This window comes from Bacillus sp. NTK034, assembly GCF_017303275.1.
Classification (GTDB): Bacteria; Bacillota; Bacilli; order Bacillales; family Cytobacillaceae; genus Cytobacillus.
In genome coordinates, this window is sequence record NZ_JAFKOJ010000008.1 from 226,344 (window position 1) to 248,061 (window position 21,718).

The 21,718-nt window shown below is 40.7% G+C and carries 22 protein-coding genes and 1 pseudogene; 15 read left to right on the forward strand and 8 right to left on the reverse strand.

Annotation, left to right across the window (positions count from 1 at the left end):
• Positions 1–3 precede the first annotated feature (3 nt).
• The 4 genes from JI665_RS21415 to JI665_RS21430 all read left to right on the forward strand — a co-directional run bounded on the left by JI665_RS21415 (position 4) and on the right by JI665_RS21430 (position 1,594).
• Complete coding sequence (locus JI665_RS21415; RefSeq protein WP_206843879.1) at positions 4–213, forward strand: hypothetical protein; 210 nt, start codon at positions 4–6, stop codon at positions 211–213.
• Between the two features lie 61 nt (positions 214–274).
• Positions 275–748, forward strand: coding sequence for a hypothetical protein (locus JI665_RS21420; protein WP_206843881.1), 474 nt, complete (start codon positions 275–277; stop codon positions 746–748).
• On the forward strand, positions 745–1,254 hold the full coding sequence (locus JI665_RS21425; protein ID WP_206843882.1) for a hypothetical protein: 510 nt from the start codon (positions 745–747) through the stop codon (positions 1,252–1,254). Before JI665_RS21420 ends, JI665_RS21425 begins: the two co-directional genes overlap by 4 nt.
• A gap of 139 nt (positions 1,255–1,393) precedes the next feature.
• Entirely contained in the window at positions 1,394–1,594 is a 201-nt protein-coding gene (locus JI665_RS21430) for a hypothetical protein (protein WP_206843884.1), read from the forward strand.
• Positions 1,595–1,643: 49 nt separating this feature from the next.
• Here the strand turns inward: JI665_RS21430 and JI665_RS21435 are convergent, their stop codons facing one another.
• Together JI665_RS21435 and JI665_RS21440 are read right to left on the reverse strand one after the other, a co-directional pair.
• The gene (locus JI665_RS21435; protein ID WP_206843886.1) at positions 1,644–2,600 is read right to left on the reverse strand and encodes a 3-oxoacyl-ACP synthase III family protein; all 957 of its coding nucleotides are present in this window, start codon (positions 2,598–2,600) and stop codon (positions 1,644–1,646) included.
• Between the two features lie 147 nt (positions 2,601–2,747).
• Complete coding sequence (locus JI665_RS21440) at positions 2,748–4,169, reverse strand: vWA domain-containing protein (RefSeq protein WP_206843889.1); 1,422 nt, start codon at positions 4,167–4,169, stop codon at positions 2,748–2,750.
• Between the two features lie 145 nt (positions 4,170–4,314).
• Between JI665_RS21440 and JI665_RS21445 the strand changes: the two genes are divergently transcribed.
• Positions 4,315–4,857: a GNAT family N-acetyltransferase gene (locus JI665_RS21445; RefSeq protein ID WP_206843891.1), complete on the forward strand. Its 543-nt coding sequence runs from the start codon at positions 4,315–4,317 to the stop codon at positions 4,855–4,857.
• Positions 4,858–4,925: 68 nt separating this feature from the next.
• Positions 4,926–5,267, forward strand: coding sequence for a n-acetylglutamate synthase (locus tag JI665_RS21450; RefSeq protein WP_206843894.1), 342 nt, complete (start codon positions 4,926–4,928; stop codon positions 5,265–5,267).
• 32 nt (positions 5,268–5,299) lie between these two features.
• Here JI665_RS21450 and JI665_RS21455 read toward each other — a convergent pair whose 3' ends face one another.
• The 3 genes from JI665_RS21455 to JI665_RS21465 form a co-directional block, all read right to left on the reverse strand.
• A complete protein-coding gene (locus JI665_RS21455; protein ID WP_206843896.1) occupies positions 5,300–6,535 on the reverse strand; it encodes a Bcr/CflA family efflux MFS transporter in 1,236 nt (411 codons plus the stop codon).
• Between the two features lie 136 nt (positions 6,536–6,671).
• Entirely contained in the window at positions 6,672–7,055 is a 384-nt protein-coding gene (locus JI665_RS21460; RefSeq protein ID WP_206843897.1) for a VOC family protein, read from the reverse strand.
• A gap of 63 nt (positions 7,056–7,118) precedes the next feature.
• Positions 7,119–7,844 carry a MurR/RpiR family transcriptional regulator gene (locus JI665_RS21465; RefSeq protein WP_206843900.1) on the reverse strand — a complete coding sequence of 242 codons (726 nt, stop codon included), beginning with the start codon at positions 7,842–7,844 and terminating at the stop codon, positions 7,119–7,121.
• A 230-nt stretch (positions 7,845–8,074) separates the two neighbouring features.
• Here JI665_RS21465 and JI665_RS21470 point away from each other — a divergent pair, with 230 nt between their 5' ends.
• The 3 genes from JI665_RS21470 (at position 8,075) to JI665_RS21480 (ending at position 10,991) form a co-directional block, all read left to right on the forward strand.
• Positions 8,075–9,511: a glycoside hydrolase family 1 protein gene (locus JI665_RS21470; protein ID WP_206843901.1), complete on the forward strand. Its 1,437-nt coding sequence runs from the start codon at positions 8,075–8,077 to the stop codon at positions 9,509–9,511.
• 183 nt (positions 9,512–9,694) lie between these two features.
• Complete coding sequence (locus tag JI665_RS21475) at positions 9,695–10,222, forward strand: DUF3189 family protein (RefSeq protein ID WP_206843903.1); 528 nt, start codon at positions 9,695–9,697, stop codon at positions 10,220–10,222.
• Positions 10,223–10,373: 151 nt separating this feature from the next.
• Complete coding sequence (locus tag JI665_RS21480) at positions 10,374–10,991, forward strand: hypothetical protein (protein WP_206843904.1); 618 nt, start codon at positions 10,374–10,376, stop codon at positions 10,989–10,991.
• Between the two features lie 93 nt (positions 10,992–11,084).
• Here JI665_RS21480 and JI665_RS21485 read toward each other — a convergent pair whose 3' ends face one another.
• Positions 11,085–14,774 (reverse strand): polysaccharide deacetylase family protein, encoded by a 3,690-nt coding sequence (locus JI665_RS21485; protein WP_206843906.1) that lies wholly within the window; start codon positions 14,772–14,774, stop codon positions 11,085–11,087.
• Between the two features lie 223 nt (positions 14,775–14,997).
• Positions 14,998–15,600, reverse strand: a complete 603-nt coding sequence (locus JI665_RS21490) for a TetR/AcrR family transcriptional regulator (RefSeq protein WP_206843908.1) — start codon at positions 15,598–15,600, stop codon at positions 14,998–15,000.
• 182 nt (positions 15,601–15,782) lie between these two features.
• Between JI665_RS21490 and JI665_RS21495 the strand changes: the two genes are divergently transcribed.
• Complete coding sequence (locus JI665_RS21495) at positions 15,783–16,544, forward strand: SDR family oxidoreductase (RefSeq protein ID WP_206843912.1); 762 nt, start codon at positions 15,783–15,785, stop codon at positions 16,542–16,544.
• A gap of 196 nt (positions 16,545–16,740) precedes the next feature.
• Positions 16,741–18,215: pseudogene (locus JI665_RS21500) on the forward strand (flavin monoamine oxidase family protein).
• 421 nt (positions 18,216–18,636) lie between these two features.
• Here JI665_RS21500 and JI665_RS21505 read toward each other — a convergent pair.
• Positions 18,637–19,281, reverse strand: coding sequence for a 2OG-Fe(II) oxygenase (locus JI665_RS21505; RefSeq protein WP_206843915.1), 645 nt, complete (start codon positions 19,279–19,281; stop codon positions 18,637–18,639).
• 272 nt (positions 19,282–19,553) lie between these two features.
• Here JI665_RS21505 and JI665_RS21510 point away from each other — a divergent pair, with 272 nt between their 5' ends.
• The 4 genes from JI665_RS21510 to JI665_RS21525 all read left to right on the forward strand — a co-directional run bounded on the left by JI665_RS21510 (position 19,554) and on the right by JI665_RS21525 (position 21,674).
• Positions 19,554–20,174 (forward strand): YitT family protein, encoded by a 621-nt coding sequence (locus tag JI665_RS21510; protein ID WP_206843918.1) that lies wholly within the window; start codon positions 19,554–19,556, stop codon positions 20,172–20,174.
• A 68-nt stretch (positions 20,175–20,242) separates the two neighbouring features.
• Positions 20,243–20,479: a hypothetical protein gene (locus JI665_RS21515; RefSeq protein ID WP_206843921.1), complete on the forward strand. Its 237-nt coding sequence runs from the start codon at positions 20,243–20,245 to the stop codon at positions 20,477–20,479.
• 98 nt (positions 20,480–20,577) lie between these two features.
• Positions 20,578–21,069, forward strand: coding sequence for a MarR family winged helix-turn-helix transcriptional regulator (locus JI665_RS21520; RefSeq protein WP_206843924.1), 492 nt, complete (start codon positions 20,578–20,580; stop codon positions 21,067–21,069).
• A 38-nt stretch (positions 21,070–21,107) separates the two neighbouring features.
• Complete coding sequence (locus tag JI665_RS21525) at positions 21,108–21,674, forward strand: hypothetical protein (RefSeq protein ID WP_206843927.1); 567 nt, start codon at positions 21,108–21,110, stop codon at positions 21,672–21,674.
• Positions 21,675–21,718: the final 44 nt, after the last annotated feature.

The following is a 21,718-nucleotide window of genomic DNA, read 5'->3' on the forward strand; positions in this document are numbered from 1 at the left end:
AGAATGATGGTTGAAGCGGCTGATCCCAGCCGTTTATTTATTTGTTTGATGCATTTTAAAAAGGATCAGAGGGTGTCCATTCGGACAGGTAAAGAGAAGTCTTATCAAGTTAGTCCGAACAAGGCTCATCCTTCAGACAGGGGAAGAAAAAATCCGGGAGAGTGGTTCCGAACTCCTGAGAAATCCATGGAACGGGGCTACCCAAAGGCATAACATCAGAATAATATTCAAATTCTCAGGTTAAACTAGCAAAAAAGTATGGGACTGATGTTACATGGGATTTGTACTTATCGTTTTTCTAGCATGGCTGGTGCTAATGCTGTTCACATCAATGAATAAAAAGCTGACATTTATTGAAAATACCTTCGTATATCTAGTGGCATTGGTCATACATATCAATTTTACGTGGATTGTGTATGAAGAGTTGAATATGGCGAAGATTTCCCAGCATATTTTAGATAATTCCGCTTTCTTAATACATAGAAGCATAACTATTCCGCTCACAGTTGCTATAACACTAAATTTATATAGAACAGCCCATTCCTTTGGTTCAAAATTATTTAAAACCGCCCTGTCAGTTTTGTTCCTAATCCTGGCTGTGGTGATTGCCCTATACTTTGACATTGTAGAATATAAAATGTGGAATATCGGCTATGAGATTATTTACTTATTCCTCCTTCATTTAGCGGTTCAATCCATGCTGAAGTATTTTGGACAGCTTAAAACAAGAGGGGTGAACGAATCATGAAATTATGGGAGGATTTCGGTGGTAATGAGCTGTATCTCTTGATCATGAATGCTGCTGCCTATCTTATCTATTTTCTCCTCATAAGAAGGCCGGATAAGCTGGCTAAGCAAATCAGAGTACTGAGTCTGCTGTGGGGGATAGCAATTGGGATTTTGTATGATTTCACAATAGGCGGAGGGAGAACCGATTTTTATAAGGTGAACGATTTAAATAATTATGAAGTGACAGATGTTCTTTATTACTTACTATTCGCTCCATTTGGCTACTTCTTTTTTTATTTTTATGAAAAACTGAAGGTCAGCAAAAAGACTTTCATTCTATATGTTTTGGTCTGGGCATTATTTGGGGTGCTTGTACAATGGGTACTAACGGCAGCTGGAATAATTACTCTGCAAAAAGAATATCAGCTCATCCATTCATTTCCTATCTTTCTGCTGACTCAAACACTGACAGGAGTTTATATCCAGGTGCTCAAATCCAAAGAACAGCTTACAGCAGCAGAATAGAAAAACGTTAGGCGGCCTCATCAGGATGGCCGCATTTTTCTGTTTTCATGAACATTTGCTGTTTAAAGGTGTATAATATCTATTTTAGGGATTCAATCTCATCTAATCTGAAAAGTTATAGGAGCACCAAGATCAAATCATGAAAAAATATAAATTAAAGAATCATTTTAAAGGCTTAAAGAAGGGAACTCACTTTTACCTGATTGCTGAGTCTGAATTTATTGGCATTAAAGAGTATGTATTGCGGACAAAAGACTTATCGATCAGGATTTCCATTAATGAAAGCGAGCTGTCCAGGCATTTTACTTTAATGCACAGCTATGCTGCCAAAGGGGGATAAATACCTCCTTTATGGTTGTCAAATAATAAAAAGCCCCCTGTAGGCGGCCTTAAATTAGCTGTTTTGATGTTTGTCCCCAGCGCATGACAATGGCTCCCCAGCCGAGACCTGCACCATATCCAGCCAGTACAACCACATCCCCGTCTTTTATTTTGCCTTCCTTCACTTCTTCATGAAGACCAATTGCTATCGTTGGTGCAGAAGAGTTTCCGTAATATTGTATGGTTTTGGTATGCACTTTTGCCATAGGAAATCCGAGGCGTGCAGTACCTGCTTCAATAATCCGCAAGTTGGATTGGTGAGGGATGATGAAATCGACATCCGGCAAGCTTAGGCCTGATAGTTCCAAAACTTTATGAACCGCTTTGGGAAATCTGTCTACTGCAAATTCAAAAACGGCTCTTCCGTCCATCCTGATGTGCTTGTTTTCATCAAGATGAAGATATTTTCCCCCGCTTCCATCCATTTGCATATGGATGCCGAGAATACCATTGCTTTTTTCCACCTGACCTAAGACAACAGCAGCAGCTCCATCTGAAAATAGCAGCGCCGTCTTTTTATCCATCGGATTCAAGAGGGAAGAGCATTTGTCGACAGCAATGACTAATACGTTTTTATACAACCCGGTCTGAACAAATTGGGCCCCGGTTGCCAGGGCTGTGATAAAGCTGGAACAGCCTGAATGAAGATCCAGCCCCGCACATTGTTCAGCACCGATCCTGTCCTGAACCAAGGCTGCTGTAATGTGGGTGTCATGTGTGTTTGTTCCAATAATGACCATGTCGATATCCTTCGGGTTGACCCCTGCGTCTTCTATCGCACGTTTTCCAGCAATTTCGCACATATCTGTAAGTGATGAGTCTGGAGATTCGTAGCGTCTTTCCAGTATGCCTGTTTTTCTGCATATTTCTTCTTGTGTAATACCGAAACGTTTGGCAATTATCTCATTAGTAATAATAGTTTCTGGAATGTTTACACCGATTCCTAATACACCTGCACTGAACAAAGCACTGACCTCCCGGGATGAGTTAATTTTTACCATTACACTTTATCACATAATTGGACAAATTTTGCAATATTAAGAGTTTTATAATTTTGTTCGAAAAAATGCTCAGAGCATTTCGCCCTGAGCAATCTAAATTTCGTAAGTCTTTTACCAAATGTCACCGCGCTCCTTCTTTAGAGCCTTCATTTTTTCAACCCATTCGTCGACTCTCTGCTTAATTTCAGCACTTTGTGCATCAGCTGAATTTCGGTTTTTTTCATAGAGTTCTAAATAGAGGTCCTTCATTTGCTCGCTTCGTTCATAGCCCCAATCACGAAGTTCTGATCTCTGCTCATCAGTGATCCAGCCGTTGTCTCCCATGACTGTAACAGCATCAAGGATTCGATGTGCTTCACGCCTGCCGATCGTAAATAATTGGCGGGGATAAACTTCTCCCAGTTTATACTCATCTATCATTTCCCATGGGCTTGGCGACAGTGTAAAAGCCCAGGCCAGGTCGCCTGCAGAAGGAAGCCACTCGTATTGGATCGTGTTTTTCAATTCATCCGGGTTATCCGCTTTTAAATATTCCCCATTGCCGGCTTCGGCAACTGCTTTTAATTGGTTCTCGGCTTTTCCATCTACATCAAACCCAATGATATTCACAGTATTGCTGCTGTTGGTTTTCACAAGGTTTTTACTGGCCAGGACAGGGTCGCCATCACATGTTTCGGCACCGTCACTGACAATGTAGATCGTTGTTGACCCATCATAACCGCTGCTCATTTCTGCAGCCTTTTGAATGGCACCGGCAAGCGGTGTCCATCCTTTGCTTTCAAACGAATCAACGGCTTCGTGGAACTCCTTCTTGGAATATTTCCCCATCGTGTAGACTTCCTCTACTCCTGTACAGGAAATTTCCTTATCAGCGTCCGCTTCAGAGCCTTTATGGCCATATACAACAAGGGAAATTTCACTGCTTTGGCCAATTGTCTGCGCGAAACTCTTTACGGCACTTTTAGCGATATCCATTTTCATTTTGCCGCCTGCCTGCATCAGCATGCTTGAGCTGGCATCAAGAAGAATAATGGCCTGTTCTGAAGTCTTTTTTTCTTCCCCAGGCTCTGATTTAGTGGGATCCGGCAGGTAAGGCTCTTCAAAATCTGGCTGGTAGGCATTGGAATTTTCAATGATGTTTTTATAATTAGGACTCGCCAGCAGGGAAAGAAGCCCTTTTTTAATCGAGTCTGTATCTTTGGCTTCTTTCGTCAGCTCTTCCAGTTTGGGGGTCATTTTGCTTATCAGTTCTGGATCGGTTTCAGGCACATTGAATTCAATGGCCTCAATGTCTTTTTCGTATGTGAGCCCTTCCATTAATGTTCCAGGGGTCAATTTCAGCAGGTTTTCTTCAGAGATTTCTAAATTAATATTCTCAGACTCTGCTAAAATGCTTTCCTGCTTTTTTTCTTTCCTGTCTTCTTGCTTTTGTTCTTCTTTGCCTGATGAATCAGCTGCCGCTTTCTCTTTGTCATTGCTGCATGCCGAAAGAATCAATACAGCAGACAGCAGCCATAAAGCATAACGTTTCACATAAATTCTCCTTTTTCTTTAAGTTTTACTAATAATTGAGTTTATCATGGATAAAGCTGGGTTTGAAGTAATTTCCATATGATAGGATTTTTTTACAGCAATTTGGTATAGTTGAAGAAAGGTAGAAAGCAGAGGAGGCAATCCGTTGGAAACAGTTTTTCCGATCCTTGAAACAGAAAGATTAATTTTAAGAGAAGCAACTGAAGAAGATGCAAAAGATATGTTTGTATATCTGTCTGATCACCTGGTTGTAAAGCATATGGGAATCTCGGCCTGTGAATCTGTGGAAGAGGTGCTGGGTGAAATAGAATGGTATAAATCCATTTATAAAAATCGCACTGGAATGCGCTGGGGTATTACCCTAAAGGATTCCGGGAAGGTCATAGGGAGCTGCGGTTTCCTAAACAGGAACCCCAGACATTTCCGAAGTGAAGTCGGTTATGAACTAAGCAGAGAGCATTGGGGAAAAGGGATAGCCAATGAAGCACTTGAGAGAGTTTTAAAATTCGGATTTGATCATCTTGAGCTTGAAAGGATAGAAGCCCTGATAGAGCCTAAAAATCTCTCCTCCCAGAAGCTGGTTGAGAGGCAGGGATTCACGAGAGAAGGTTTGCTTAGGCATTATGAATATGCAAATGGAAAATTTGATGATCTGTATATGTACTCTATATTAAAAGGGGATTTGTAGAGGTACTGGAGTTAAAGAATACATATTGGGTTTGAGTGAAACACCAGATCCGCCGGGAGGATATTTTAATGAACTACAATGGCCGTACCTTTGTTTCTGTTCAAAATACAGAGAATGGTGAAGTATCATCAAAGACTTTTTTTCAGTACAAACAGGAGGGAAACATTATATCTGCTGATTATGGCGGGGGAGAGATTATTCAGGGGACACTTATTGGCATTGTAAATGAAGATGGGAGTTTAAAATTTAGATATAACCATGTGAATAACAAAAATGAAATACGCGGCGGAAAATGTCATTCAAAACCTGAAATATTGCAGGACGGCCGCATCAGGCTATATGAAAAATGGCAATGGCAGGATGACGAGGGGACTGAAGGTCATTCAATTATCGAGGAAGTAAAAGAGTAAAGTTATAAAGGCGGCATGGGAGCCGGAGGGAATTACCCCTCCGCATGCAGCTTCAGGTTCTGTCTGCTTCTATTTGTTTTTTCTTTCGTTAAGGTGAAGAAGAAAACAAAGCCGATGAATGATGTTACAAACAAGATGGCACCCATTGGTACGGCAGTGGTTTCATTAATGCTCACCAAAGGGGAAACAGCTGAACCCAGCACTAAGGGAAGCATTCCAATAACGGCGCTTGCACTGCCAGCACGATGCCCCTGATTTTTCATGGCTAATGTAAATGAGCTGGTGATGATCATCCCCATTGAAGTCATATAGATAAAAATCGGAATGACAAGCATGAACAGCGGCCCTTTAATGATCGTCATGATCAAAAGGAACGAAGTGGCACTGACGGCAATGCAGACGGCTGTCCGGAGCAGGCTTCTTTCCGGAATGACACCTGCCAGGCGGCCAATCAGGTAACTCCCCGTAATGATGGCCAACCCATTAATGCCGAACAGGATGCTGAACACCTGAGGCGATACTCCATAAATCCCCTGATAGACAAAAGGTGTCCCCGAAACATAAGCAAAGCTTCCGCCATGTATGAATCCTACGATAAGGGCATACCCGATGAAGGAACGGTCCCTGAAAAGGCCACCCATGCTTTTAACGGAACTTCCAATGGAGCTTGGGACCCGTTTTTCTGGGGGAAGGGTTTCTTTTAATCGGAAATAGATCACAATGGTAATAAATAATCCCAAAAAGCTTAGAAAATAAAATATGGTTTCCCAGCTTGCGAAAGGAATCAGAAGCAGGGCACCGCCTGTCATTGGCGCTATCATCGGTGCCGTTGCATTAATGACCATAAGCAGGGCAAAAAATTTGGTGAGCTCTTTTCCGCTGAACACATCACGGACAACTGCCCGGGATAAGACAATTCCAGCAGAGGCGGTTAATCCCTGCAGAAAGCGGGCTCCAATAAATGCTGCAATATTTGGTGAAATGGCGCATAAAAGGGAAGATACGGCAAAGAGTGAGATCCCGATAAGCAGTGGTTTTCTTCTGCCATGCGAATCACTGAGCGGTCCGACAATAACCTGTCCAGCTGCAAGTCCAATCAAACACGCTGTTAAACTCATCTGTACAAGTGAAGCTCGGGCACTGAAATCATCAGCGATATCTGGAAAGCCTGGCAAATACATATCAATATTGAATGGCCCCAATATTCCAAGCATGCTGAGGAGAAAAGCCAGTGCAAGCCTCTCTTTTCCAGTCGGATTGTGAATCATGTTAAACACCTTTCTTTCTATGAAGCTGTTAATCTTTTACATAAATATGGCTAGTATACGCCAGGTAAAGGGGGATGTCCAGCGGAGAATGCTGTAAATAAAAAAATCTATGGCAGAATAGCCACAGATTTAATCATTAACAATTGCAGATCATCAATACATTTCCGTCCAAGTCCTGAAAGTTGAAATAAGCAAAATCTCCAATACGCTCTATTTCCTTTACAATGGTGATTCCCTGATCTTTCACAAAAGTGTATGCCTCATCAATATCCTGAGCGAAGAAATTAAATAAAACGTGGCCGGAAGGATTTAAGGTAAAGGCTGGATCAAAGGTGTGGTCATCCAATGTAAGACCGGTTTCAGAGGTGACAGGAATGTTATATACCGGGGATTCTACAGTATCCTTATGAAAAGGCACTCCAAGCAGGGTGCTATACCATTCAGCCGACTTTTTCAGGTCGCTGACATGAATAAAAACATTGTTCACTTTGCTTGCAATCGGGGAAGCAATTGATTTCATATACTCACCGCTTTCATTGTGTTTATTTTACATATTCTCCATCCGATGGAAAATCCCTTTAATCTAAGGGTTTAGCTTATGTATTTCTCTGGCGACAGCTTCCAAAATGTACACAACTGGAACTTGAGTCGTAATATTGGACTGCTCAAAGGTTTCCTCTGTCACATAATAGGCGATGTTTAAATCAGAAACCTTCGCAATCGTTGAAAGCCGGCTGTTTGTGATGCTGATGATTTTACTGCCTTCCTGCTTCAGCTGGTTAAGATGGGTGATTGTAAAAGGAGTTTCCCCTGAGACAGATAAGGCAATTGTGACACTGCTGCTGCGGATACTCGAATGAATCGGAAAATGGGGATCCTTGATATACAGTGAAAACTTGCCAAGGCTGGAGAAATATCTGGCTCCGTATTCAGCCAGTATCCCTGAACTGCCGATTCCTATAAATATAACGTTATCTGCCGTATTTATTAGTTCTGCTGCCTCTCTGATTTTTTCCTCTAAATCACCCCTTAGCGTTCGCTCGAAGAACTCGACGATAGATTGCCTGGAACCTTGTATAGAGGACTTTTTATTTTCCTGCAAATATAATTTAAACTTTATCTTAAATTCAGTGAAACCCTCACAATTCAGCTTCCTGCAGAATCGTAAAATGGTGGCAGTGGAAACATGGGTTTCATCTGCGAGTTCTCGAATCCGCATATAAGGAATCTTTTCTTTGTTTTGACAAATGTAATGGTATATGGCTGTTTCTAAATTATTAAAAGATGCGATGATTTCGTTTGAGAACATGATTCATTAATCTCCCGGCGTAAAAATAGTTAGGCTTATTCTATCACACGTGGAAACAATATGTTACTTTGATGTAACAAATATCAAAATGCGGTAAAATAAGACTTAATTAACTCTAATTATTTACATTCCTTTTGACTCGATTTAAGCTTCTTCTATATCCCTTTTCGGGTAACATAAAAACTCCATTTAAACAAATAGTAAAAATAGCAGGTATTGGAGGGAATGAATTGAAAAAATACAATTTTCCTGAAGGTTTTTTATGGGGCGGCGCCACTGCAGCGAACCAGATAGAAGGCGGTTATAAGGAAGGGAATAAAGGCTTGAATATTGCGGATGTTCTTCCCGGAGGAAAAGAAAGATACAATATCTTAATGAAGCCAGGGTTTGACTTTGAAATTCATGAGGATCAATTTTATTATCCCAATCATGAAGCAATCGATTTCTATCATCGGTTTAAAGAAGATATTGCCTTATTTGCAGAAATGGGCTTCAAGGCATTCCGCATGTCGGTAGCCTGGACCCGCATTTTTCCGAATGGCGATGAGACGGTGCCAAATGAAGAAGGGCTTGCTTTTTATGATCGTGTTTTTGACGAATTGCAGAAATATGGAATTGAGCCGGTTGTAACGATTTCACATTATGAAATGCCCCTTAATTTAGTAAAAGAGTATGGTGGGTGGAGAAACCGCAAAGTTGTCAGTTTTTTTGAGAGGTACGCTAAAGCGATTTTGGGCCGGTATAAAGATAAAGTAAAGTACTGGATGACTTTTAATGAAATCAATAGCGGATTGGTCATGCCAATTAATGGGCTTGGCTTCTCCTATCAAGGTGAAGAAGATAAATACCAGCCGACCTTTCAGGCCTATCACCACCAATTGGTCGCAAGCGCAATCGCGGTAAAGGCATGCCATGAGATTATTCCTGACTCAAAAATTGGCTGCATGATTCTATTTGCGCCTGTGTATGCCTATGACAGCAACCCGGAAAATGTCATGTATGCTCTGCAGGAAGAACAGCTTTTCAATTACTTTTGTGCTGATGTACAGGTACGCGGGGAGTATCCGGCTTTTATTAAAAGATACTTTAAGGAACATCATATCAGCCTGGACATACAGGAAGGCGATCTGGATTTGTTAAAGGACGGTATTGTTGATTATATTGGCTTCAGCTATTATATGTCCCGTACCGATAAGAAGGTTAAGTCAGATGCAGATTCATCGGAAGGGAACATCATTGGCGGGGTTAGGAATCACTTCCTGGAAACAAGTGACTGGGGCTGGGAAATCGACCCTGAAGGTTTGCGGATCAGCTTGAACAAGTTATATGACCGCTATCAGAAACCGCTATTTGTCGTAGAAAACGGACTTGGTGCATATGACAAGGAAGAAGAGGATGGCAGCATCCATGACGACTATCGGATCGACTATCTTCGCGAGCATATAAAAGCAATGGGTGAAGCTATAGAAGATGGCGTCGAGCTAATGGGCTATACAAGCTGGGGCTGCATCGATATGGTCAGCATGTCAACAGGCGAGTTTTCAAAACGCTATGGCTATATTTATGTGGACAAGCATGATGACGGAAGCGGAACAATGGAACGGAAGAAGAAGAAGTCTTTTTATTGGTATAAAGATGTAATCGGGTCAAATGGAGAAAAACTATAGCAAACTTAACTGGCTGCCTGGGGGCAGCCTTTCCTTGTTTAGAAAGTTAAATGTGCAGGTGTTATTATGAGAAATTTACTCATTAACTAATTAAAAAATCTTTATGGAGTAAAATATGAACTAAGTCCAGGAAAATGATATGGCAGAGGTGCTAATAATAACCCTGGTGTTCAGGAAAGTCTGATGAATAGGGAGATGAAGCAGGTGATTTATATCTACCACGATTTTGGGGGAACTCATACGACATCACTGGCAGCAGCATACCATCTGAAAATAATTCAGAGCCGCAAACTCGAAAAAGAAGAAATAATTGAGCTGCCGTATTTTAATAAATTGACAAAGAAAGATGCAGGAAAATTTATTTTTCATGGTGAGGATGAGGAAGGAAGTCTGGTGTACACCCTTGGAAGAAGATCTTCTAAGCTGGCAGTTGAAACACTGCATCACTTTTGCCATTTATTAAATAGTCATAAAGGAATTAATGATAAAATCGTCCTCTCTGATACTTCACCTGCAGTCCCTCTTGCCCTGACCATCGGAGGATTCATATCCAAAGGCTTAGGTCTGAACAGCATAGGGACTCCACTGGTTATTAAAGGAGCACAGAAATGCAGCGGAAATATTCTGGAGCTGGTGAACGAAACGAAAAAAATTGCCGCCGGTTCTAATTCTGACATAATTAAAATTGACAATAAGGAGTTCCAGGCATAAGTAAAGAATATCTGAAACTTTTTCTCATGACGGTAAATGTTCAGATAAAGAAATATGGAATTATGAAAATAACTAATTATACCCCCATAATATAAGGATTCTCCATCGTACTCTTTAAATATAATTAATAATTAGTCTCGAGGGGAAACATATGAAATCACCAGCTAAGGGGGCCCTTGCCATGGTATTAGCAGGGGCTATAACGTTTTCTGCTGCCAATGGCATGCTGAAAGCTACTAAACTTTTTTCAGAGGAACACTCTTCTGTTTTATCAGGTATTCAACAAAAATCTGAAGTAAACAGACAAATTGACGAAAAGGCGGAAGCAAGCATACTGGCTGTGCAAGAGAATGCGAAACAAAAAACGGTTACAGAAGGTGCTCCTGCTTTTGAAAAATCATTAAAAAAGGAAGAGAAAAGCAATAAGATGATTGTTGCTGCTCAAACGAATACCGAAATTTCCAATCAAAAACCTGCTGTAAATCCTGTTTCAAAAGCTGTATCTGTCTCAAACGAAAAACCTTCGGCACCGGAGTCTGCCACTGCACCTGCGGGAAGCAAGCCAACAAATGAAGCATCAATACCTGAGACCAGCACAAAAGATCCAAACATACCTGTCTCTGGCACGGGAGGAAGCAGTACAACGAGTCCTGCTGCAAAAACACTCAGCCATGGACAGCAGGTTTCCCAAGCCGCAAAAGAAAAAGCTGTGAGTAATCGGGTCAGCAAAGGAAAAGAAGGCAAAGAAAACAATGGGAAAAATCATTAAATCTATCAGAAAGGATCACCAGGTAATGGTGGTCCTTTTTTTTCTATAGTTAAGTAAAAGGGCCTCTCCCCAGTTTGGGAAAGGCCCTTTGATTCATTTAATATTCATAATGGAATTATCCTGAGTTACATTGCCATTTCGTTTAAGTTTATTCCAGCCAACGGTTACTCCTTTGATAGCGGAGAAGATCGATTTTACCACTACATAAGTCATCAACTGTTTATATAAAATTCGCTGCAGGAACAATGAGACCAGTGGCTTAGGGCTTTCTTTCTCCAGCCTGAACGCATATAGGGCGGCAAAGAAATCCATCAAGTAAAAAAGGACAAATCCTATGGCTGCTTTTTCAGGTTTTGGGCTGAAAAGGGCAAAGATGAACAATATATCTGCAATAGGAGAAATGGTTTGATAAACATATTGAAATAGCCACATGTTAGGCAGGGCTACATACCCTAATGAATGGTGTTTTTTGTTAAATAATGCCGCACGATGTTTCCAAAGGCATTGGAGAGTACCATATACCCATCTGTAGCGCTGCTTTGTCAGGCTTTTAATATCTTCAGGCACTTCTGTATAGGCATAAGCCTTTTCTTCGAACTCAATTTTCTTATCGTTTCGCAATAGTGCAAGAGTGATATCCGTATCCTCCGCAAGTGTATCCTCTCTAAAGTAACCAGCTTCTTCAACCGCAGACTTTTTCCACGCACCGATGGCACCTGGTACTACGGTAATGCAATTAAGAGCTGCGAACGCTCTCCTTTCCAGATTAAAGCCTGTCACATATTCAATATGCTGCCAATTCGTCAGGAGATTCCCCTTATTGCCAACCTTTACATTACCTGAAACCGCAGCCACTTGATTATCTTTAAAATGGCTAACAAGCAAAGAGATGGCATTTTCAGCAATGAGTGTATCTGCATCTAATGCAATTACTATTTCTCCCTTAGCTTCCTTAAATCCAAGATTTACAGCCGAGGATTTTCCGCCATTGGTTTTTTTAACTAACCGGACGCAGGGATTGTCTGAAAACGCTTCTTCAACTGCACGAGCAGTATGGTCCGTTGAGCCATCGTCGATTATCAGTATCTCAAAATCTGAATAGTCGCTCGATAAAATAGAATCTACAGTTTTGCAAATTACTTTTTCTTCATTATAAGCTGCAATTACTACACTGACATAAGGAGTAAAGTCAGGGTCAATCTGGGTCTCTTCGTGCCTTTTAACCTGTTTCCAGGACAGGAAAACAAGAAATAAGATGCGCAGAACACCTAAAAGGATGGCTGAGTAAAACAAAAAGCTAAGTCCAGAGTTCCAGCTTTTAATGACCTTAAATACCGCCATATCATAAACAGAATAAGGGTTATCCTGATCAGCAAAAGGCATGATTTCAGTATCGCTTTTCCCAATTAAACCAGCAGTTGTCGTAAAAGTGTAGCCCTTATTTTTAAGTGTTTCAATAATAACCGGAAGGGCTTCTGCTGTTTTGGAGCGGTCTCCGCCAGCATCATGAAGCAAAATGACGCTGCCTTCGGATAGCTGATCCAATGTTCGATTTACAAGTTCATCTGCTGAGGATCCCTGCCAATCACCCGGGTCAATGGATTGGCCGACCATGGTATAGCCCAGCTTCTGAGCTTCCATTATAGGAAGCTGCTCGTTTCTTGTGCCCAGTTCCGTATCCGCTATGTAAGGAGGGCGAAAAAGAGTCGTAGAATGGCCGGTTATGCCTTGAATTAAGCGCTGTGTTGCATTTAATTCCATTCGTAAACGAAATGGTGTGATGGATGTAGTATCAGGGTGTGTAAAGGTATGATTTCCGATTTCGTGTCCTTCATTATAAATTCTTTTAACCAGCTGGGGATGCATCAATGCATTTTCTCCAACAATAAAAAAGGTGCCTTTTATCCCATAACTCTTCAAAATGTCCAATATTTTTGGTGTGTACTCCGGATCCGGGCCGTCATCAAAGGTAAGAACGATTTCTTTTTTGCTGGAATTTCCATGGCGGATTACTTCAAAAGGCTTTGGATATTTTACATAGGATTCCTTTTTTATCATTCCATTGGAATCCATTTCTATATTCCTTTTTCCTTTTTCAGTTTGTGAAGCGATTTTCAATACCTCTCCGTTCCATGTATGAAGTGCTGAGACAGGACTTTCAAAGGCACTTAGCATTTCAGATGGATTAATGATTTCCTTAGGCTTGTTAACAAAACTCCAGATAGAGGGATCCTCCGAACCGAGACGCCATATTGCTATTCCGGTAGAGCCGCCATTAATCGCAAGGTTCATCTGGTTATAAAAAGTAGCAGCATCCAAAAACCAGACAGTATGATTTTTTCCGTTTTGTTTATAGCGTAAGTAGGGGTTTCCAGCTTCCATGCTCCAATTGATAGTAAGGTTCTCCTCGCTGCCCAGCTTCATGATATCCCCAAAAGTCATGTCAGCTGCGGGTTTATCTGAACCTTCTTCCCAGTCGTAACCGTATGTTCCCAACCCTGCTACCAATTTTCCGGCTGGAATTTCAGCCTGATCCAAGTTGTCCTTAACCCAATCGGTTTGAGCGACAGGGCCGGGTGTGCTCATGGAATAATGCTGGTCATAGAGCATGACAATCACACGGTCAGCGTATTTTGCTAAAGAAGTATAATCATAGCTTTCGTCATTGGGCGGAACATCCAATGTCACCATTAAGCCTTCTTTGTGGAAGGCTTTATAAACTTTACTCATGAACTGAGTAAAATGGTCCTTGTCAGCTGGTTTAATTGCTTCAAAGTCAATATTAATACCATCAAAGCCATTTGTTATCACATAAGACAGCATTTCTTTTATAAAGAGATCGTCAGCACCTGGAGCAGTGAATAGCCGGTGGAGAACATCTGAATCCCATTTGTTGTCTATAAAATTATTCACTAATGGCAGAATCTTAATTTCATGTTTATTTGCTTCTTTTACAATGGACCGGTCAGTAGAAGATTTGAGCTTTAGATCTGGTGTTACCTGCATCCATTCAGGGACTAGAGTGGTTATGGACTCTTTATTTTTTCTGAAGGATGTTTTACTATTCTTGTCCCAATTGACATAGAATCCATAAACCTCTTGTTTTTGTGTCATTTGCGGCATCTTTGGCTTTTCTAAAATATTTGCTGCAGAATTTGTCTTTTGAATCTGTGGTGCCAATTCCTCTTCATTAAAGGGCTTATTTATCGGATCTATACCGGAACTTGATGCGCTTTGATCCAGATGAAGCTCAGGAAGCTTTGGAGCTGTATTTAAACTCTCTATAAAAAATGTTGATATCACAACAATTAATAGGATGAAGCCAGTGCTCATTCGCTTAATTAGGGACCACCGCGTTTTAGCAGGATCAAGAAATATAGATTCCTGTTTTCCCTCGTTTTTTTTCAGCCCCAGGTTATAAAACCAGTGGAAGAAAAAATAGCAGACTAGTCCTACCACTCCTCCGAAGACACCTGATGCAATAGATTCCGAGGTTAAAATATTGTTTTTAAGTGTTGAAATGAACCAGGAATCTGCAAATGGGCCAAAATTCATGAAAGGCAGCTTGTGTATGTAAGGTATAAAAACAGTAATCAGAGTGCCCAGGAATAAGGCAATAATATTTAGGCGCAGCAGCAGTGAACAAACAAACAATAATGGAATACTAAAACCTTCCAAAGGTAAAAATGCCAGAAAAAAACCAAGAGTACTTGCAATCGCTCCTGCATTTCCGGAGACAGGTGCAAACAAAGATCTGACAATCCACCTGAAAAAACGATCCACATTCATTCCTCCCAAAAGTAAAGTCGAATTATGTATAATAATTTAATAGCTTTTTGGAGTGTATGCTCCAAATATCCAGAGAATCATTATTTCGACAAAAAATGACCATCAACAAAAATTTAGGCTGTCATTCTTTAATTTTGGGGGTGGGAGAAAAAAATGTGTTTGTTTTATTATGGTATTTAAGCAATTTAAGATGAATTAATATAGGTATTGGTTTCATTCAAGTTAATTTGAATACCTCATCTTCTTGTCTGCTCTTTAAGATTTCCAGCAGCTGTTCGGACATATAGTTTGAATCATATTTAAATCCATGATTTATCCATTCCGTAATCATTCCCAATATTGCATGTACATAGAAGCTTGCCTGCAATTCACGATTGATTTTTGGGTTAAACTTTACATCTTTAAGGTCTTTCAAAGTTACCTCCTTCAGTACATCGCACAATTTGCTTTGCAATCCGGATAAGGCATTTGATTTTACCATTAAGGAATAGAATTCTTTTTTATGACTAACATGTTCAAAAATTTTAATGGCAGAAGAGGTAAGGGTCTTTAACTGGAAGGTTTCTGTGTTCTTGTATGGTTCGCGATAGGAGGAGATTAGATCTGATATCACATCATCGACCATTTCATCGAGGATATCCTCTTTGTATTCATAATGCTTATAAAATGTACCCCTGTTGAGATTGGCTGTCTTCACGATATCCGTTATGGTTATTTTTTTGAATTCCTTCGTCTGCATTAAGGATAATAGGGCATCCATTAAAGCTTGTTTTGATTTTGTTATTCTTCGGTCTATAGGGAGATTCTGCTTACTGGACATAAAAGGCCTCCATAGTTGAAATAGGATGAAAAAATAATCAAAATACAATGAATGTGTTCAATAGTAGACAAATCGCTGATAATTTGCTGATTGAATGGGCGTCCTTATTAACATATTATAAAGATGTAAGAGATAATCAACAAGTGTTCACTAAATTATTCAGCTGAACGGAGGAAATCTAAATGAAGCTTCAGGATAAAGTAGCGATTGTAACAGGTGCAGCATCCGGAATGGGAAAAGCGATTGCGGAGTTGTACGCAAAGGAAGGTGCAAGTGTCATTGCCGCTGACCTGAACCTGGAAGGGGCCGAGGCTGTGGTAAAGGGAATCACTGTGAATGGCGGAAAGGCCAAAGCTGTTCAGGTTAATGTTTCAAAACAAGATGATATTGAAAGAATGATAGATGGAGCTGTTCATGAATTTGGAGCGCTGGATATCCTGGTGAATAACGCAGGAATTATGGACGGGTTTGAACCCGTTGGAGACATCCAGGATGAACGATGGGATTTAATATTTGATATTAATACAAAAGGCGTCATGCGTTCAATAAGAAAAGCCATCCCTCTCTTTTTAGATAAAGGGAAAGGGGTAATCATCAATACTGCTTCTACAGGCGGATTAAATGGCGCCCATGCAGGCGCTGCTTATGGGGCATCAAAGCATGCCGTGATAGGGCTTACAAAAAACACTGCCTATATGTACGCAAACAGCGGCATCCGCTGTAACGCCATTGCACCAGGCGGTGTGGAAACAAACATTGCCTCATCAATGAAAAGCCTGAATGAATTTGGATTCAGCCGTACAAAGGCTGTTCAGGGTGTTATGCCAAGAGTCGGAAAGCCGGAGGAAATTGCACAGGTTGCATTATTCCTGGCATCTGATGATTCCAGCTTTGTTAATGGATCCGTGATCGTTGCTGATGGCGGATGGACAGCAGCGTTCTAGCAGAATCATATTTATAGGGTGAGGCATCAAATCATGAAGATTTGGTGCCTTTTTTTGCGATAAATAAGCTAATTGGTTTTGGCCGTGACTTGATTCATGCATAGCTGCCAAATTCATAAAAGAATCATAATCTGAAGTTGTCCGGCAGTATGATAAAGTAATAACTTTTTGACAGATCCCCAGGAGGAGAATAGGTATGGTCTTTTATCGGGATCCACAGTTAAATACAGAAGAAATGCTATCCATCATCAGAAACGGTCTCGGCCTTTCTAAGGTCCAAAAAAAAATAATCGTTGTCGGTGCCGGTATGTCAGGTCTTGTTGCCGCTTCCCTGCTGAAGGCAGCAGGGCATGATGTGACGGTTTTAGAAGCAACACAAAGGGTTGGCGGCAGAATATTTACAATGAGGGAGCCTTTTATGGACGGAATGTATCTGGATGTGGGAGCCATGCGCATTCCTCATACTCACTCTTTAGTTTTGGAATATATAAAAAAATTCCGTTTAAAGGTAAATGAATTCCGGAACACAACTCCTCAGGATCTTATCTTTGCCAATGGCATTAAAATAAATCGCACCATATATCAGCAAAACCCTGATATCCTGCGTTACCCTGTTGCTCCGCATGAAAAAGGGAAGACGGCGGAGGATCTGCTTACGATGGCCATTAAGCCTGTAGCAGATTTTATTAATCAAAACCCTGCTCGAAATTGGAGTATTATAGTAAAAGAATTTGACCGGTATCCGATAAGCTTCTTTCTCAGATACAACCCGGTTGGACCGAGTTTATCACCTGGTGCCCTTGAAAGCATTAAAGTTTTGCTTGGTCTGGAAGGTTTCCCGGAGTTGTCGTTTCCTGCGATTCTGCGGGAACTGCTTCCTTTATTTAGCCCGGACATTCATTTTTATGAAGTAGAAGGAGGGAATGACAAGCTTCCAAATGCTTTTTTGCCCCAGTTAAAAGAAGACCTTTATTTCGGTTATCAAATGACAAAAATAGAACAGGATCCTCAGCAGGTTACAATCCATGCCAGACATACCTTGAGTCAAAGACCTTTGATGGTCAGTGGTGATCTTGCCATCTTAACTATACCTTTTTCTTTGCTGTCCTTCGTTGAAATCGTTCCCCGGCAATCATTTTCCCCGAATAAATGGAAAGCCATAAGGGAACTGCATTATCCTCCACGAAAATTGGACTGCAGTTTAAACAGCGGTTTTGGGAACGCGAAGGTTTGCAGGGAGGAAAGCTGATGACGGATCTGCCCATTCGGTTCGCTGCCTATCCGAGCCATTTAATTGGGTCAGCAGGTTCCGGCATCATTATGGCAAGCTATACATGGGAAGATGATACTTTATCCTGGGATAACCTTAAGGAAGGAGATCGGATTCGGAATGCCCTTGACAATTTAGCTGTCGTTCATGGCAATCAGGTTTACGAGTATTTCTTAACAGGCGCCTCCCATAGCTGGTCACAATATCCGTTTTCTGGCGGAGCCTTCTCCATGTTCAAACCGAACCAGGAAACAGAGTTATTCCCATTTATTCCTGTTCCGGAGGGAAGAGTCCATTTCGCCGGGGAACACACGTCCACAGCCCCGGGATGGATTGAAGGGGCGATTCAATCAGGAATAAGGGTTGCACTTGAAGTAACCGATTTGCCCCGCAGCTATTAGGGGCGGCAAAAGCTAAAATGCGACAGGAATGTCTTTTTTTGACGTTAAAATGTGCCATAGGATAGGCACTTTTTAAAGATTTTCCAACAAATTGTACAAGACAGCTGTAAACGCTTTCATTATAATTAAATTAACAGATAGGAAGGGGGATGCGTTCAGGTGGAACTTTTAATGGAACAATGTGAACATGGCCAGCAGGAAGAACCTTGTGAAAAGTGTGCCCCTAATCTAGAAGGGGAAGAGAGTTACGACACCTCTGAATATGACTATCATAAGAGACTGTGGTTCTAAGAAAAGCCTCAGCGCCTTGCCCGCCCCGGTTTCGTGAACTCGAGGGGGCAGGCGCTGAGGCTGGACAATTTCAATTGATTGTATTTTAAAAGACACTTGGAGAAAAAATTTTCCCAAGTGTTTTTTCTATCTAAAATTTCTTTCTCCTCATCCATTGCGTAGCAGCCCATTTATCTCCGATGACAACAGGTGCACCGCCATGAAGTGTCAGGTCGTTTAAGTTCTGATCATTATAAAAGTATTCAAAATAAACAGCCATGCCTTTTTGTGGAGAAACGGAGAAGTTAAGCTTAGGAAAATACGTTTCCCCGCCCTGTTCCACATCATTCAGGTACATGACGAGCGTGCTGATTCTCGGATTGCTTGCTGCTCTGCTGGTTGAAGAGAAAAAGTCAAAATGAGCTTTATATTCCTGGCCTATTTTATAATTAAGGATCTGCAGCCCTTCACCATGCTCAACTGGAATGTTCATGATTTGTGAGATTCTTTTTTCGATTCTGGAGACAATTTCATTCTCCCCTTCATGGAAAAAAGTACTGCTGCTGGTTCGCAGTTCATCAGCTTCAATGGAGTTGGCAACTTTTGAACGCTGCATGCGCTCTTTTGATTGCTGAATCAGCTGGTCACATTCTTCATCGCTCAGGACATTTCCCAGAATCACGATCAATGGTTCTGCTAATCTGGCAATTATATGAATTTCCCGATCTTCTGTAATAATCTTATTTCCAACATGATCAAAAATCGTTGGTTCTTTAATAGATGCATCCATTGCCATATACATCAACCTCTTTTTATTTAGTTTTCTGAAAATTCAATATATTTAAAGGCTGCTTAAAGTATTTCTATTAGTGCGTTCCATCCTCCTATACAAATGGATGTCTGTGTCAGTTTTTCAACTGGCTGAATTTATTTTACACTCTGATATGAAGGAATTCTATCTTTTTTTTACTGGAAACTATTAAAATAGAAAGGAGGCTTCTGCATTTTATTGATTTTTCGGGAATATATTTCAATACATAAGCCAGTCTGAACAAAAGGAGATGGCCAGTGTATAAAAATAGGATTCAATACTATTTAAGCCAAAGACGAAGGGGTAATTTTTCCGCCTTTAAAAATGGGCTGATTATCATATTCGGAGCAACACTTGTGGCTGTTTCCCTGCAATTATTCCTTGTGAAAAATTATGTTATTGATGGAGGCATTGTTGGATTGAGCATCATCCTTTCACATGTATTTCATGTAGATGTGGGTGTCTTGATCCTGCTGTTGAATCTCCCCTTTTTAGTGGCGGGCTTTTTCTACTTAGGGGGAAGATTTTTGGTGTTAAGCCTTTTTGCCAGTTCCGTGCTGGCAGGTGAGACATACATATTGGCCCCATTTGAGGAAGTGACTGACCATCCCCTGCTGATCATAATTCTGGGAGGTCTTTTGCTCGGAATGGGAGTGGGTCTCATTATCCGGTTTGGAGCCTGTCTGGATGGTACAGAAGTTTTGGCTATTTTATTCAGCGAGCGTTTGCCTTTAACCATCGGGCAATGCATCCTATTAATGAATACCATTATCTTTGGAAGTTCTGTTTTTTTATTCGGCATTACAGAAGCCGCATACTCCCTTGCTACATTTTTTGTTGCATATAAAACCATAGATACCATTATTATGAAGACTTAAACATTTTCGGATAAATTTGATGGGCCAGGTGCATTCTAAATAGTAAAAAAAGCTAAAGGAGATTATTTGTGAATCCATACGAAATTACCAGTATGATTATTGATGATGAATTTGATGGAGAAGAATATGCCACAATTGAATTTCTCCAGGAAAATAATACTTATAGCATAACATTTAAAAAAGCTGATCTTGAAGTGATCAACGCCTGGGTATTTCATGATGGCTCGTCGCTTCCGGCAAATTTGTCTGAGGAGATGATAGAGTCAATCAGAAACTCTGTGAAAAAAAGAATAGGACAAAAATAGAGGCAGGAAAGCGAACCTCTATTTTTTTTGCATAAAATCAGTCATCTCTCAAACAATACTTGTAAATACAATTGTATCTGCAAGTGAGGGGGAAAAGGATGAACATTTTATTGAAACAGCAGACATTGCTTGTCATAAGGGCACTATACTTCTGTATGGAAAAGAAGTGGGCAGAGCTTGAAAAGAAATTTAAGCTGACGCCTGCTCAGCAGCATATTTTGTTCCTGCTTGGCACCCATAATCAAAAACTAAGCCCGACCCAAATAAGTGATCTGGGCTGCTGGCATCTATCGACTGTAACCAGGCTTTTAAAACCGTTAAAGGAAAAAGGACTGATCGAAATCACGGCCAATAAAGAGCAGCTCCGCTATAAATGTGTAGCAATTTCCAAAAGCGGAAAGGAACTATTGGATCAGATTATGGATGAGGTAAAAGAGATGGAACAATTTCCGCTGAATATGAGTCATTTATCGGAAAACGAGCTTATGTCTTTCCTTGAATATGGGCAGAAGATATTAGGGGTTCAAAAAGGAGATACATTTAGAAAAATGCTGATTGATGCACGGGTAGAAAACTATGATTATGCATAATTCTATTAAGATGATGATGCGTTTAGGGAGGTAATTCTTTGAGTTATAGTGAATACTGGGAGCAGATATTCTCCCAAAGTGAAAAGATGAATGGACTCATTTCTTCCTATTGGAGAGAATACTCTGGTCTTGGAACCTGGCAGTTTTGGGTGGTTTTGGCACTTATGGTGCTGCCGCTCGTTATTGTATATCTATCAATTGACAGGACCAGGATATTTGAGATTTTCTTCTTTGGTTATACCGTGCATATTCTTTGGACGTACGCCGACAGCTTTTTGGAACGATATAGTTATTTTGTTCACACCTATTTTTTATTTCCCATGTTTCCCTATGCCCTGAACATGACAGCATCAGCTTTACCAGTCGGTTTCCTGCTGATTTATCAGTTCTGCACAAACCACAAGAAAAGCTTTCTGATTTACACGATTTTAGCAAGTGCCGTTTTTGCCTTTGGATTTGCCACACTTGAGGAATGGGCAGGCATGGTGCATTTTAAAAAGGGAATGAATCATTTCTATATCTTTCTGATCGATATCTCGATCGCTTATGCAGCCTATTTTTTGACAATGTTTGTTAAAAGAATGAGTGAGAATATCAAAGGATGACCAAAATCGAAAACAATGAGCATCCCATCTCTAAGCAGATGGGA

Excerpts from the sequence above, each read along its gene's own strand:
- JI665_RS21490 (WP_206843908.1), bottom strand. The coding sequence starts at position 15,600 with ATGTCCAGTAAGCAGAATCTCCCTATAGACCGAAGAATAACAAAATCA.
- JI665_RS21475 (WP_206843903.1), top strand. The coding sequence starts at position 9,695 with ATGAATAGGGAGATGAAGCAGGTGATTTATATCTACCACGATTTTGGG.
- JI665_RS21460 (WP_206843897.1), bottom strand. The coding sequence starts at position 7,055 with ATGAAATCAATTGCTTCCCCGATTGCAAGCAAAGTGAACAATGTTTTT.
- JI665_RS21420 (WP_206843881.1), top strand. The coding sequence starts at position 275 with ATGGGATTTGTACTTATCGTTTTTCTAGCATGGCTGGTGCTAATGCTG.
- JI665_RS21520 (WP_206843924.1), top strand. The coding sequence starts at position 20,578 with ATGAACATTTTATTGAAACAGCAGACATTGCTTGTCATAAGGGCACTA.
- JI665_RS21480 (WP_206843904.1), top strand. The coding sequence starts at position 10,374 with ATGAAATCACCAGCTAAGGGGGCCCTTGCCATGGTATTAGCAGGGGCT.
- JI665_RS21455 (WP_206843896.1), bottom strand. The coding sequence starts at position 6,535 with ATGATTCACAATCCGACTGGAAAAGAGAGGCTTGCACTGGCTTTTCTC.
- JI665_RS21450 (WP_206843894.1), top strand. The coding sequence starts at position 4,926 with ATGAACTACAATGGCCGTACCTTTGTTTCTGTTCAAAATACAGAGAAT.
- JI665_RS21465 (WP_206843900.1), bottom strand. The coding sequence starts at position 7,844 with ATGTTCTCAAACGAAATCATCGCATCTTTTAATAATTTAGAAACAGCC.
- JI665_RS21505 (WP_206843915.1), bottom strand. The coding sequence starts at position 19,281 with ATGGCAATGGATGCATCTATTAAAGAACCAACGATTTTTGATCATGTT.
- JI665_RS21430 (WP_206843884.1), top strand. The coding sequence starts at position 1,394 with ATGAAAAAATATAAATTAAAGAATCATTTTAAAGGCTTAAAGAAGGGA.
- JI665_RS21415 (WP_206843879.1), top strand. The coding sequence starts at position 4 with ATGATGGTTGAAGCGGCTGATCCCAGCCGTTTATTTATTTGTTTGATG.
- JI665_RS21425 (WP_206843882.1), top strand. The coding sequence starts at position 745 with ATGAAATTATGGGAGGATTTCGGTGGTAATGAGCTGTATCTCTTGATC.
- JI665_RS21495 (WP_206843912.1), top strand. The coding sequence starts at position 15,783 with ATGAAGCTTCAGGATAAAGTAGCGATTGTAACAGGTGCAGCATCCGGA.